This is a genomic window from Legionella qingyii (genome assembly GCF_003990155.1).
GTDB classification, from domain to species: domain Bacteria; phylum Pseudomonadota; class Gammaproteobacteria; order Legionellales; family Legionellaceae; genus Legionella; species Legionella qingyii.
Genome location: NZ_RZGX01000004.1, coordinates 22,365 through 35,969, shown reverse-complemented (window position 1 = coordinate 35,969; position 13,605 = coordinate 22,365). Strand labels below are relative to the sequence as shown.

Sequence of the window (13,605 nt, the reverse complement as noted above, 5' to 3'; positions counted from 1 at the left end):
GCAGATTATCCAATTTAATTAATAGAGTCAAATAGTTAACTTTCATTTAGAGCATTTACAATGTGGATTATTTTAGTGAGTTATGTTTTGAGAAGCTTTTGGGTTGAATGAAGTGAATAACGTAACAGAAACCGACGAAATAGACTAAACTGATTGTAGAATATACAAAAGGAGTTGGTTAATGAAATCCGTACTAAGTTTATTGCTTCTTGGCTTTTCAACGATAATCCATGCAAATAATAATTTATCCATGAATGTTAATGTTAATGTTAATGATCCAAGTTTTGTTGTAACGTTACCTGCAAATCCAACTACAGGATTTCAATGGTCGATTGTACGCTTCGATAAAGATTTATTGACACTCCGTAGTAGTACTTATGAAAGACCAAAAACTAATCTTATTGGCGCTGGCGGGCAAATGCATTTCACCTTTGCGAGACAGAAGGGGAAAAACTATCCCGAAAGTACGGTAATTGTACTTAAATATGCTCGATCTTGGGAGCCTGATACTGCAACTTTGAAAAGTATTACAGTAAATTTTGTAAACACTGATGGGAAATAATTGTGGTGTAGCCTGGGATAAGAAGTTTATTTTTAATGCAGGATTTACTATATTCCGCGCATAATGTGCGGAATATAGGCTAATGAAGCAATTGTCAACAGACCCTAGAAAGCCCGGGTTTCGCTGCGCTGGCCCAGGCTACTGATTATCATCCTTTTTTATATTTAAATGGCAAATATCTTGGTTCCCAAAACATGTCCTCTATTAGTTTTTCTAAATCAGCATCATTATTTTTTTGCGCGAGCCCTGAATCGATAGCGCAGCGTGCTATGGCAACCGCAATTTCTTTGGCGACGGTTTGTGCATTATCCAAAGAGGGTAATAAAGGTAAGTAACTTTCTTTTTTACTTGGTGCAAACTTGCATAAAGCATGAGCTGCAGCCAGGATCATTTCTTTTGTTAGTTTTGTTGCGTTAACCGCGAGGACTCCTAGTCCTATGCCAGGAAAAACTAATGCATTATTGCATTGAGCAATTTGTACCATTCGATTATGGTATTCAACCTCAGGGAATGCTGTACCTGTAGCAATTAACGCTCTACCTTGACTCCAGGTTAATATATCTGCTGGTTTTGCTTCGCATTTCTCATCTGGATTAGACAAGGGGAAAATAATGGGACGTTCGCAATTAACTGACATGGTTTCAATGATGTCTTGTGAGAAAGCTCCTGGTTGCGCAGAACAACCTATAAGGACTGTGGGTTTTACATGTCTAACAGTATCAGTAAGTGAGGGATGCTGTTTTTCATTGATGGCCCATTTATTTATTTCTTTAGGATCTCGTGCATAGCACTTTTGTGCTTCAGTAAGATCGGGATCGGTGTTGAGCAACAGTCCTTGTCGATCGATTAACCAAAATCGTTGATATGCTTCTTCTGGACTAATTCCTTCACGTACCATCGCGTCGATAATTTGATCGCTAATACCAGTTCCGGCTGATCCTGCACCAAAAACAACAATACGTTGTTCATGCAGTTTTGAACCCGTTACATCACAGGCCGCTAATAAGGCAGCTAATGTGACGGCACCGGTACCTTGAATGTCATCATTGAAGGTACACAATTGATCTTGAAATTTTTCCAAAATGCGTCGTGCATTACCTCGACCAAAATCTTCCCAGTGTAAAAAAGCATTGGGAAACTGTTTGTGAATCTCATGAACAAAAGTGGAGATAAATTCATCATATGCTGCCGGGTTGATGCGAGGATGACGACAACCTAGGTACATAGGATCATTGAGCAGATCCTGATTGTTTGTGCCTACATCAAGAAATATCGGTAAGGTGCGAGTCGGCTCAATGCCGCCGCATAAACAGTAGACCATTAGTTTGGCAACGGGAATATCCATTCCTCCGATCCCTTGATCACCAATACCCAAGACTCCTTCTCCATCGGTAACGACAATCACATCAATTTCTGGATTAGAACGATTTTTTAATATTTCTTCTATTTGATTCTTATCAGAATGCGAAATATATAAACCGCGAGGTTGTCTATACTCATGACTGAATCGTTTTACCGCAGTTCCAACAATAGGGGTATATATTGTAGGTAACATTTCACCTAAATGACGATTGATTAATTTATAGAATAAGATCTGATTTTTATCGTGCAAATTATTTAAATAAATATTTTGTTGTAATCGTGTTGTATAACTGGAATATTGCAAATAAGCTCGTTTGACTTGTTCATCCAAAGTTTCAACTCGATGGGGTAGCTTGCCTAATAGGCCAAACTCTTTTCTTTCTTCATTTGTGAACGCCGTTCCTTTGTTCAACTGAGGGGTGGTAAGAAGGGGTTTGCCACAAAGAGAAGTTTCAATATATTGTTCTCCAGTTTGTGGCTCACGTAGCAATTTAAAATCAAGCATGGTTATCTCATAAGATGGCGTTAGCAGTTGTGTAATGATAATATCGGTTTTTTGTAGTTTACAATAGGTTGAGTATGAATAAATGTTTGGTAGCGCTATTTGTCATTTTAGGATTAGCATCTTGCTCAGCGAAAAATGAACATTATTACAAATCACATCCCAATGAATTACAACAAGCGATAAAATCTTGTCCTGAAAAACAACCGCAGGGTATGAGCTGTGAGCAATTGGAAGCTCTTGCCAATCGTATGAATAAACTGGCATATCAATTACAACTCAGTCCCCAAGGCTTTGGAAAAAAAATCATGGCGTTGCAAGAGATGATTGCTAAAGATCAAGCGCAATTAAAAGCTGAGAAAAATAATGCAAATTTACAAGCCAATTTAACTCAAAACATAAGTGACTTAGCTGATCATTTAGCTGTGGTTAGATGGTTTGAATCACCTATGAGTTAAAAAATGAGAGTATTAATAAGTAATGATGACGGTGTTTTTGCACCTGGAATTAATAGACTGGCAAACGAGCTGTCTACTTTTGTCGATATTGACGTAGTTGCCCCGGATAGAAACAGAAGCGGAGCAAGTAATTCTTTGACTTTATCACGTCCCATAAAAGTCAAAAAATTGGATAATGGCTATTATAGTGTTGAAGGTACCCCAACTGATTGTGTGCACTTGGCTGTAACCGGTTTTTTAGATACTGAATTTGATATGGTTGTTTCCGGAATTAATGAAGGTGCAAACTTAGGAGACGATATTCTTTATTCAGGGACTGTCGCTGCTGCAATGGAGGGTCGTTATTTAGGGTTGCCTGCTCTTGCGATTTCTATGGTTGGAGATAATATTCAGCATTATGATACAGCCGCATCGATTGCGAAACAATTGGTGATGCAATTAAGTATACATCGCCTGCCTTCCCAAACTATTTTAAATGTTAATGTACCTAATCTTCCTTTGGATCAAATTAAGGGGATGCAAGTAACCCGTTTGGGAACAAGACATGGTGCTGAGCCTGTAGTAAAAGATCAGGATCCTAGAGGACGGCCCATCTATTGGATCGGTTTGCCTGGAGCAGAGGCTGATGCTGGTCCTGGAACAGATTTTAATGCGATAAGCGAAGGGTATGTTTCAATTACACCACTTCATTTGGATATGACGAATTACAAAATGTTCGATCAATTGGCCAACTGGCTTGATGGGATCCACATTCAATAAAACAATTTGCTTGAGGTAATAAATGATAGTCACATTTTGCAAAAGATTTTTATGTCTTTTCCTCATAATGACTTTAGTAGGGTGCGGAAATAACTTAGCTCCTGTTATGGAATCCAGATGGAATCCTTATTGGCGCCATCAAAAAGTGTATGTTGTAAAACGCGGAGACACCCTTTTTTCCATTGCATTTCGTTATGATACTGATTATCAAACACTGGCTCGCTTGAATCGTATTAATCCACCTTATTCTTTGAGAGTAGGGCAGGTTATCAATTTGCGAGGCATTACTCCAAGACATAGACAAACAGCACGTCGACCCGTCATAAAACGAAATTATTATGTTGCACCAAAAACCCAAGCAAGACCCACTGTAATTTACTCACCAGCAAATCGATTTGCTCGCTCTGCTTCGGGATGGATGTGGCCTGTAAGTGGGCATGTTGTTACATCATTTGTTCCTGAACAAGGTAAAAAAGGCATAAATATTGCATGTAAAAAGGGTGAGCGAGTGATTGCTGCAGCAAGTGGTGTGGTCGCTTATGCTGGAAGTGGATTAGCAGGTTATGGTAACTTGATTATTATTAAACATAATCAGGGATATTTAACTGCTTATGGATATAACGCACGAATTATGGTTTCCGAAGGACAACATGTGAAGGCCGGTCAAACGATTGCAATTGCGGGTGTTATAGATCGCAAATATACAGGTGTTCATTTTGAAATCAGAAGGTCAGGTGTACCAGTCAATCCTTTGAATTATCTACAAAAAGGTTGACAGATTACTTATAGTTATAGCAACAATAATGTTTTTATGAAGTATAATGTAGTTATGAAATAAATTTCGCAACATGACTAGAGTCTGTATGCATTTCGCTAGCTTGAGCCAAACTGGATTGATTTTCGAGTACCGAAGCGCAGCACACGTAGTATGTGAGCATCGAAACGTAGAAAATCAGGTCAGTTTGGCTCAAGATAGTAGAAATGAAGACAGGCTATAACACTATAGGTGAAAAATAATGCACGAAGACGATGAGTCAATTAAAGAACCGGAACTTAAGGATGAAGATTGGTCTGAACCAGACGATGAATCGCTCTTAATAGAGGAGGACATTGATTCGCTTCTTGAAAAAGATGCAGAAGATGAGGGTTCTGAATTTCCTGATTTTTCGGATGATAATGCGTTTCCTTCATTTCGTGGTAAAAATGCACAAAAGATGATGGATGCGACCCAGCTTTATTTGGGGGAAATTGGATTTTCTCCTCTGCTTAGTGCTGAAGAGGAAGTGCATTATGCAACTCTTGCTTTAAAAGGAGACGTTGCGGCTCGTAAAAAGATGATCGAATCCAATTTACGGCTTGTAGTTAAAATTTCACGTCGTTATCTTAATCGCGGTTTACCTCTTCTTGATTTAATCGAAGAAGGAAATTTAGGCCTAATGAAATCGGTCGAAAAATTTGATCCTAAACGAGGTTTTCGATTTTCAACCTATGCTACATGGTGGATTAGACAAACGATTGAGCGTGCGATTATGAATCAAACGCGGACAATTCGTTTACCGATACACGTGGTTAAAGAGTTGAATGTGTACCTTAGAGCCGCAAGACAACTCACGCAAAAACTAGATCATGAGCCTTCACCTGAAGAAATTGCTGAAATGGTTGATAAACCATTAGAAGATGTACAAAAGTTACTGGGTTTGAATGATAAAGTAACTTCTGTTGATACACCAATTGGCTTTGATGAGAATAAATCATTATTGGATACTATTGCTGATGAAAACAGCGTGAATCCTGCAGAGCTCTTAACTAATGAAAATTTACGTTTACATATAGAATCTTTATTGGATAAGTTGACTGAGAATCAACAACAAGTTATTGCAAGAAGATTTGGTTTAAGAGGTTTTGAAAAAGCCACGCTTGAGGATGTTGGCAAAGAAATTGATTTGACACGAGAGCGTGTACGTCAAATCCAAGTTGAAGCATTAAAAACATTGCGTGGCTTATTGGAAAAAATGGGATTAACGCAGGAAGATTTGTTTTAAATTAACTGCAAAAATCTCTATGTCCAACTTATTTTGCCTGGTTGAAATGAAGGGACTTGGGGTATCTCATCGTTCCACTTCGTTTTATCCAGGCTATGACTAACCACAATGTTATGGACATTTAAAATTTACTTTAAGTCCTTTCCAGCAATCAGCATAATCTTTCTGCATTTGGGGAATACGCATTGCCTGCTCAGTAACCTGCCATGCATCCCTGGTTTCAAACATAAAAGCTAAGGTATTTAAATACAATTCAGGCTCTAATTTTTGATTTACCGCTTGTTCATAACTTACTTGATCCGGTCCATGCGGTGTCATGCAATTATGAATACTCACTCCGCCAGGAGAGAATCCTTCCTTTTTAGCATCATATTCACCACGAACAAGCCCCATGAGCTCATTCATATAATTACGGTGGTAATAAGGCGGTCTAAATGTATGTTCGGCAACCATCCACCGCGGAGGAAAAATTACAAAGTCTAAATTAGATACACCTGGTGTATCACTTTCGGAAGTTAACACGGTAAAGATAGAAGGATCAGGATGATCAAAGCTTACTGTATTAATTGTATTAAACAAGCTTAAATCGTAACAATAGGGTGCATAATTACCATGCCAGGCTACTACATTAAGTGGCGAGTGATCACATTTCGCTGTCCATAATTTGTTTTGGTATTTGCAAATAAGAGTTGCATGTGTAACACCTTGTTCAAACGCTGCAATTGGATATTGAAAATGTCGTGGATTCGCTAAGCCGTTTGCGCCTATGACTCCTAAAGGAGGCAGGGTAAGTGGGCTGCCACTATTTTCACATAGATATCCTTTTGATTCGGTACCAATGAGCTCCATTTTGAATTTAACACCACGAGGGATAACAGCTATCATGCCGGGACATATATTTAATTTTCCAAACTCCGTGTGTAGATTCGTTTCACCCAGGTATGGAACAAAAAGCATTTCTCCATCGTTATTGGCAAAATATTTATTGTGCATGGAACGAGTACAATGATAAACATATGCATTCACATGCTGGCTGCCAGCAAGATGAAACATGCCTTCAACAAAATCAAAATCCTCTTCTTTAAATAGATCTATCGGAGACCAGCGTAAAGGATTTGGAGATTGTTCTGCATGATGAGGTTTAAAGAGTTCCATTTCATAGGCTTGATAAGTGCCTTGAACAACGGAAGGTAATATGCGGTAAAGCCAGCTATGTAAGTTATTCTGTCTTGGACGAGTAAAAGCTGTCCCACTTAATTGTTCGGCATAAAGACCTAAGCTACAGTGTTGGGGTGAATTTTGGCTACTAGGTAAAGCGCCTGGTACTGCTTCAGTTTGATGATGATTACCAAATCCCTGCAAATACACTGTTATCTCCTTTAGTGTTTATGGTTTTTTGAGCAGCCAGGGTAGAGCGCAGCGGAACCCGAGGAAAAATATACTGCGTCATTAAACCAGGGTTCACTGCGCTTCACCCGGGCAACATTTATTTACAATAAATTAAAAAACTTGATGATGATGGCTACTATAGTCTAAAAAAGTTAAAAATGTCGAGTCCAAAAGTAAGTTAAGTTATTCTTTTTAACAAAAGAGCATGTATAATTTATACAAAATTAAATATGGTTTTGAGGTAGCATTATGGCAGGTCATAGTAAGTGGGCAAATATTAAATTCCGTAAAGGAGTTCAAGACGCAAAACGTGGAAAAATATTCACCAAGTTAATTCGTGAGATTACGGTAGCTGCTCGTATGGGGGGAGGAGAGGAGTCTTCTAATCCAAGATTAAGAGATGCGGTTAAAAAAGCGCTTGCTGCAAATATGAAGCGCGACACAGTTGATAATGCCATCAAACGCGGTGTTGGTGGACTTGAAGGCGAGGCAATGGTTGCCATGCGTTATGAGGGTTATGGACCAGGAGGGGTTGCCGTCCTTGTTGATTGTTTATCGGATAATAAAAACCGAACTGTATCTGAAGTGCGTCATGCATTCACGAAATGCGGCGGCAATTTGGGGACTGATGGCTCAGTATCTTATCTCTTTAACAATCAAGGAGAGATTCTTATGGCACCAGGGCAGTCTGAAGAACAGGTTATGGAAATCGCTTTAGATGCGGGCGCCAATGATGTTTCTGTAGATGAAAACCAGATTGAAGTGATTACTCCCGTGGAAGCATATCATAGTGTATTAAATGCGCTTACAGAAGCAGGTCTCGATATTGAGCAATCTCATTTAACCATGCGCGCACAAACTTTAGTTCCTATTGATGATGAATCGGCGGAAAGTCTCTTGAAGTTAATCGATATGTTGGAAGATTTAGATGATGTTCAAGAAGTGTATAGTAATGCTGATTTTTCAGAAAAAATATTAGAATCAATTAGTTAATGGCTATTATTTTAGGGATAGACCCCGGATCAAGGATTACTGGATACGGTCTGATAAAAGAATCAGACCGTAAAATTGAGTACGTTGATAGTGGCTGCATACGTACAACTCCAGATAGTGAGCTTAGTCAAAAATTATTGCAAATATATGATGGCATTTGTCAATTAATGGACCATTATTCCCCTGATGAAGTAGCGATTGAACAAGTATTTATGCATGAAAATCCAAACTCAGCTCTAAAATTAGGGCATGCACGTGGTGTGGCTATGGTTGCTGCAGCATCACATCGTGTTAAAGTAAGCGAATATTCACCACGAGAAATAAAGCAAATGGTTGTTGGTTATGGGGCTGCCGAAAAAGCCCAAGTAAGTCACATGGTCGTGCATTTGCTAGCCTTGAATAAAGCGCCGCAGAAAGATGCTGCAGATGCATTGGCAATAGCGATTTGCCATAGTCATATGCGTCATAATTTATCATCCGTAATTGGCAGGCGAGGATTAAGGAGAAGAAAGAGATGATTGGTTGGTTGAATGGACAAGTTATTGATAAACATCAACCCGGAAAATTGGTCCTTGATGTCCATGGAGTTGGATATGATGTGGAAACCTCATTAAATACCTTTTTTCAGCTGGATAGCTTAAATGGCTCGGTAGGGTTGCACATACATACTGTTGTTCGAGAAGATGCTTTACTGTTGTATGGTTTTTTGGAGAGAGAAGAGAGAGAGCTATTCAGAGCGTTGATTAAAGTGAATGGTATTGGTCCAAAACTCGCGATGTCGATTCTTTCTAGTATTACTCCGAATGAGTTTATTCAATGCATCCAACAAGAAAACGCTTCCATTTTAATGAAATTACCTGGTATAGGTAAAAAAACAGCGGAGCGTTTAGTTGTTGAAATGCGTGATAGCATGAAGCAATTTTCTGTATCTTCTTCTGCCTCTCTAAATAAATCGATTCCTATAATGAGTGGCCAAGATGAGGCTGTTTGTGCTTTAGAAGCATTGGGGTATAAGCCTCAGGAAGCATTGAAAGCTGTCAATAAAGTGAATGATAATTCTAAAAGCTGCGAGCAACTTATCCGCGACGCGTTACAAATTTTAGCCGCTCGATAATTAAATGCAAGCCTGGGAGAAGTGTAACGAAACTCAGCGATTCTATTATATTTCTCCCAGTTCGCTATATTACCTGGTTGTTATATTATTATGTTCTTGAACAGGTATAAAGAATCTTACAATTAAACCCGTACTGTCTTTGGGAGTATCGAGCATAAGCCTTCCGCCATGTAATTCGGAAATTTGCTGAACTATTGCTAAGCCAAGACCGCTTCCTGGACTTTTGTTTCCTAGCACACGGAAAAAACGCTCAAAAACACGTGATTGTAATTCAGCTGGAATACCCGGTCCGTTATCACTGACTTCGAGCATTATCTCATCCTTTAATTTAGCCAGTCGTACAATAATTCGACCGTTGGCATTACAGTATCGTATGGAGTTATCTACAAGGTTACGAATTAATATTCCCAGAGCAGTGGCATTGCCATACACAGTTAGATTTTCTGCATCACTTTCAAATTCAAGATCAATTTGCTTTTCTACCGCAGCAGGTGCAAGCATTGCTAGTATTTCGCGAGTTAATCGGCTTAAATTGACCTCATCTTTCTCATCCATGTGCGCTGCTTCGGGAACAAGTCGGCTCATAGTAAGTAACTGTTGGACTATGTGAGTGCTGCGATTAACACTTGCAATAAGCTTTTGTAATGCCTGATTTTTTTCCTCTATATCATTTGAATGTAACGCAACTTGTGCTTGTGTTTTTAGTGCGGCAAGTGGGGTGCGTAGTTCATGCGCTGCATCGGCCGCAAAACGTTTTTCTCGTTCAAATCCTTCTTTTAGCCTGAAAAACAACTTATTCAATTCGTCAATTACGGGTTTAATTTCTTCTGGAACTTCATGTAAATCAACTGGTTCAAGATGACTGGGAGCGCGGTTAGCTACTTCCTCAGCAACCTTATCCAGGCTATCCAAGCCACGACCAATAATAATCCATATTAATAAGCCAGATAATGGAAATGTTAAGAGCATAATATAAAGGTCATCTTGAGCGATTCTATGACCTAGTTCATTTCGTGTATCGTAACGTTCAGCTAAAACGGTACGGATTCCTGCTTTATCATTGTAAGTAGTGAAAACACGCCAATCTTGGGTAGATATTTTTTTATCACTAAATCCATCAACTTCTGAAGTTAAAGGAATTTTGGGGGCTGAAGATGAATGCAATAATAATTTTCCACCATTGGTCCAAACCTGAAAATTAAACTTATCAAGATAGTTTTCCGGGGGTTCTTCATTGAGAAATCTTTTTTGATAGTATGTATCAATCTTTTGAGGAATTGTTTCGAGTGCCTCTTGAATTTTCGAAAGAGGGCGCTGATGAAGATCATCACCTAGTAATGCCTGATAAGAAAGTGCAGAAACGGCCATTAAACTATCCAAGTGGTCTTGGATATCCTTTTGATCAAGATAATAGTTACCTATAGCAGTTAATGTGGTCGTTATAGTAATGGCCAGCAATAAATTGATTAAAAGAAACTTTCTTATAGAAGATTTCACGATACAGCAATACCATCATTTTTTTCTGCCATATATCCCACACCTCTAATTGTTCGAATAAAATTGGCATTAAGTTTTTTACGTAAATTATGTATATGTACTTCTAGTGCATTACTATCTACATCTTCTTCCCAACCATAAATACTTTGCATAAGTTGTTCGCGTGATAAAACCTGACCGCTGTTTTCTAGAAGCTTCTGCAGTAATGCAAATTCTCTACGTGGGACATTAACTAAAATATCATCAACAAATACAGAGTGGGCCGCTGGGTCTAGAGTAATATTTCTATATTGCAGAACTGAGTCTGCACGGCCTTGTGAGCGTCTGACCAGGGCTCTGATTCTTGCGCTAAGTTCGTTGAGATCGAACGGTTTTATCAAGTAATCATCTGCGCCACTGTCCAACCCTTTTACACGGTCTTCAACTGATTCTCGGGCTGTTAAAATAATAACTGGAGTAGGATTGCCATCATGACGTATATTTTGTAATAATCCGAGACCAGACAACTTAGGTAAACCCAAATCGAGAATAATCAGCTCAAATGATTCGGATTTTAAAGCAGCACGAGCCGCTTCACCATCTTTAAGCCAATCTACAATATAACCAAATTGAGTTAAGCCCGTTTTAACCGCATCACCAAGTAATTCGTCGTCTTCAACTAGCAATAGTCTCATTCTCGCTCCTATTGTTTTTCAAGTCCAGTCTCATCCATGTGTTTTGTTAGATAAAAAGCTTGAATTAATACAAAAAGCAGAGTAAAACCAACCCCACCAAATAACTTAAAGTTAACCCAGGCATCAGTATTAAAATTATAGGCAACGTAAATATTTACTGCGCCCATTAAAATAAAAAACAATACCCATGCTGTATTCAGTCTATACCAGATTTTTCCTGGTAGCGTCACATTAGCTTCCATCATTTTTTGGATCAAAGGTTTGCTACCAATGTAACCTGAACTAAAAAAGACTAAGGCGGAGAGCCAATAAATACCGGTAGGCTTCCATTTAATAAACCAGGGATTATGGAAAAAGAGAGTGGCCCCTCCCAGAATCATGATTATTGCAAGGCTGATTAAATGCATTTTTTCATAATGCTGAAATTTTAATCTAAAAAAAGCAACTTGACTTAAAGATGCTATCATCGCAATAGCTGTCGCGGTATAGATACCAAAAAATTTGTATACTATAAAAAATAAAACTATAGGAAAAAAATCAAATAGTAATTTCATACACTTTAATGCAATAAAATAAGTTACTTTGAGTATAACACAAGTTTTTGTGCTCACCTCCTTGCTTTATACGAGAAATGAAAAATAATTGTTAATATTAGGGCATTATGAGTTCATAAAGACGGTTGGTTCGGTTCTCGAGCAAAGTGAGCGGTTATAAGCTTCATCAACTCATTTGAAATTACAAAAGTAAATTAATTAACCAACCAATAACTTTTGCCCACGATATAAAGGTTCATTTCGCTTAAGGCCAGGGTTTAATGCAATGATGCGTTCTATTTTCGTTTTATGTTGTTGGGCTATAGCACTAAGGCTGTCACCTTGTTTTACAATATACTGAATGGGTTGAGTTACCTTTTTCCAGATCACGAGTTGCTGACCTTTTTGTAACTGTTGATTGCTTGCTAATTTGTTCCATATCTGTATGTCTTTAGCACTGACGTTATAAGTTCTTATCAGCGTCTGATATGTCTCATTGTCTTGCACGATATGAATAACACGTTGATTTTGTGGCATAACTATTTGATGTCCTAATGGTAGGGCAGACGTAACAGGTTCCTTTTTAACTACAACTGGAGTATTTCGCGTACTCGGAATTAAAAGGAATTGATTGGGTTCAACATGATTTGTCTGGAGTTGATTTAGCTGTTTTATTAAATTCACCGTAGTGTGATATCTAACAGCAATACTATCCAAGTTATCACCGGGTTGTACTATGTGCTTTTCCCAACTAACACGTTTTTCTGCCGGTAAGTTAGCAAGATTTAAATTGAATTGATGTACTTTTTCAGCAGGGATAAGTAATTTAATGGGTTTATCAGGGGCTGTAGTCCAGCGATTAAAACCAGGATTTAATTTGATTAATTCTTTATAACTAATTCCTGCCATTTTTGCAGCATGGTTTAAATCAATTGGACTCCCAATATTAACTTCCACAAAATAAGGTAGATAAGGTATTTCAGGTAGCGTTAATTTATATTGTGATGGACTTTTAATTATTTCTGCTAAGGCGAGCAGGCGAGGCACGTAAACCTGAGTTTCTCTTGGTACTGCCAAATCCCAAAAACTTTGAGCACGCCCACCTGTTGCTTTGATTGCCCGATCTATAGTTCCTTCTCCCGCATCATAGGCAGCAATGGCTAGAATCCAATTGCCATTAAAGAATTTATTGAGATAAAGAAGATAGTTGAGCGCGGCATCGGTTGAGGAGCTAATGCTGCGTCGTGCATCAAACCACCAATCTTGCTTTAATCCTAAACCTGCACCTGTTTGTGGCATTAATTGCCATAATCCAGCGGCACCAGCTACAGAATATGCAAAGGGGTCATAAGCACTTTCAATCATGGGTAACAGGGCCAATTCACCAGGTAGGTTTCTTTTTTTTACCTCATAAATGATATGATAAAGATAGGGTTCAGATTGACGGCATACTTTATTAAGAAAGCCTGGGTGAGCTATAAACCAGCGGATTTGCTCCTGCACTTCAGCGCGCGATGTTTCATGATTTAGGGTGAATTGCGTGCGCAATACTTCCCATGAATCAGTAGCAGTGTATGCTAAAGTCTCATTAGTAATGCCCAAAAAAATGAGTAAACAGAATAAAAAAATCTTTATTTTGAAAAACTTAAATTTCAATGGTAATTACCTATGAATATAATTGGCTACTGAGTTTACTAAAATTAGTCATATGATTAAACCC

At 38.5% G+C, this 13,605-nt stretch carries 14 protein-coding genes; 8 read left to right on the top strand and 6 right to left on the bottom strand.

The annotated features are described in order from the left end of the window. The first annotated feature begins 181 nt into the window (after window positions 1-181). A complete protein-coding gene (locus tag ELY20_RS03710; protein WP_110141532.1) occupies window positions 182-562 on the top strand; it encodes a protease inhibitor I42 family protein in 381 nt (126 codons plus the stop codon). A 148-nt stretch (window positions 563-710) separates the two neighbouring features. Here the strand turns inward: ELY20_RS03710 and ELY20_RS03705 are convergent, their stop codons facing one another. After that, a complete protein-coding gene (locus ELY20_RS03705; RefSeq protein ID WP_110141533.1) occupies window positions 711-2,429 on the bottom strand; it encodes an NAD-dependent malic enzyme in 1,719 nt (572 codons plus the stop codon). Between the two features lie 74 nt (window positions 2,430-2,503). On the opposite strand from ELY20_RS03705, the gene ELY20_RS03700 reads away from it, so the two are divergent. From ELY20_RS03700 to rpoS, 4 genes are all read left to right on the top strand, one after another. After that, window positions 2,504-2,884 carry a hypothetical protein gene (locus ELY20_RS03700; RefSeq protein ID WP_110141534.1) on the top strand — a complete coding sequence of 127 codons (381 nt, stop codon included), beginning with the start codon at window positions 2,504-2,506 and terminating at the stop codon, window positions 2,882-2,884. Between the two features lie 3 nt (window positions 2,885-2,887). After that, window positions 2,888-3,643, top strand: a complete 756-nt coding sequence (surE, locus tag ELY20_RS03695; RefSeq protein WP_110141535.1) for a 5'/3'-nucleotidase SurE — start codon at window positions 2,888-2,890, stop codon at window positions 3,641-3,643. A 22-nt stretch (window positions 3,644-3,665) separates the two neighbouring features. Further along, on the top strand, window positions 3,666-4,418 hold the full coding sequence (locus ELY20_RS03690; RefSeq protein WP_110141536.1) for a peptidoglycan DD-metalloendopeptidase family protein: 753 nt from the start codon (window positions 3,666-3,668) through the stop codon (window positions 4,416-4,418). 241 nt (window positions 4,419-4,659) lie between these two features. After that, window positions 4,660-5,685 (top strand): RNA polymerase sigma factor RpoS, encoded by a 1,026-nt coding sequence (rpoS, locus tag ELY20_RS03685; RefSeq protein ID WP_110141537.1) that lies wholly within the window; start codon window positions 4,660-4,662, stop codon window positions 5,683-5,685. 111 nt (window positions 5,686-5,796) lie between these two features. Here the strand turns inward: rpoS and hmgA are convergent, their stop codons facing one another. Beyond that, the gene (gene hmgA / locus ELY20_RS03680) at window positions 5,797-7,053 is read right to left on the bottom strand and encodes a homogentisate 1,2-dioxygenase (RefSeq protein WP_110141538.1); all 1,257 of its coding nucleotides are present in this window, start codon (window positions 7,051-7,053) and stop codon (window positions 5,797-5,799) included. Between the two features lie 270 nt (window positions 7,054-7,323). Here hmgA and ELY20_RS03675 point away from each other — a divergent pair, with 270 nt between their 5' ends. From ELY20_RS03675 to ruvA, 3 genes are read left to right on the top strand one after another with little or no spacing between them, the layout of a single operon-like run. Next, window positions 7,324-8,067, top strand: a complete 744-nt coding sequence (locus ELY20_RS03675; RefSeq protein WP_110141539.1) for a YebC/PmpR family DNA-binding transcriptional regulator — start codon at window positions 7,324-7,326, stop codon at window positions 8,065-8,067. Then, a complete protein-coding gene (gene ruvC / locus ELY20_RS03670; RefSeq protein ID WP_110141540.1) occupies window positions 8,067-8,585 on the top strand; it encodes a crossover junction endodeoxyribonuclease RuvC in 519 nt (172 codons plus the stop codon). Before ELY20_RS03675 ends, ruvC begins: the two co-directional genes overlap by 1 nt. Continuing rightward, on the top strand, window positions 8,582-9,181 hold the full coding sequence (gene ruvA / locus ELY20_RS03665; RefSeq protein WP_110141541.1) for a Holliday junction branch migration protein RuvA: 600 nt from the start codon (window positions 8,582-8,584) through the stop codon (window positions 9,179-9,181). Before ruvC ends, ruvA begins: the two co-directional genes overlap by 4 nt. Window positions 9,182-9,250: 69 nt before the next feature. On the opposite strand, the gene ELY20_RS03660 is transcribed toward ruvA, so the two are convergent. The 4 genes from ELY20_RS03660 to ELY20_RS03645 form a co-directional block, all read right to left on the bottom strand. After that, window positions 9,251-10,678: an ATP-binding protein gene (locus ELY20_RS03660; protein WP_110141542.1), complete on the bottom strand. Its 1,428-nt coding sequence runs from the start codon at window positions 10,676-10,678 to the stop codon at window positions 9,251-9,253. Continuing rightward, on the bottom strand, window positions 10,675-11,352 hold the full coding sequence (locus tag ELY20_RS03655; RefSeq protein ID WP_110141543.1) for a response regulator: 678 nt from the start codon (window positions 11,350-11,352) through the stop codon (window positions 10,675-10,677). The genes ELY20_RS03660 and ELY20_RS03655 overlap by 4 nt, the downstream gene beginning before the upstream one ends. 8 nt (window positions 11,353-11,360) lie before the next feature. Beyond that, entirely contained in the window at window positions 11,361-11,906 is a 546-nt protein-coding gene (locus tag ELY20_RS03650; protein WP_110141571.1) for a septation protein A, read from the bottom strand. A 198-nt stretch (window positions 11,907-12,104) separates the two neighbouring features. Continuing rightward, window positions 12,105-13,541, bottom strand: coding sequence for a lytic transglycosylase (locus tag ELY20_RS03645; protein ID WP_110141544.1), 1,437 nt, complete (start codon window positions 13,539-13,541; stop codon window positions 12,105-12,107). Window positions 13,542-13,605: the final 64 nt, after the last annotated feature.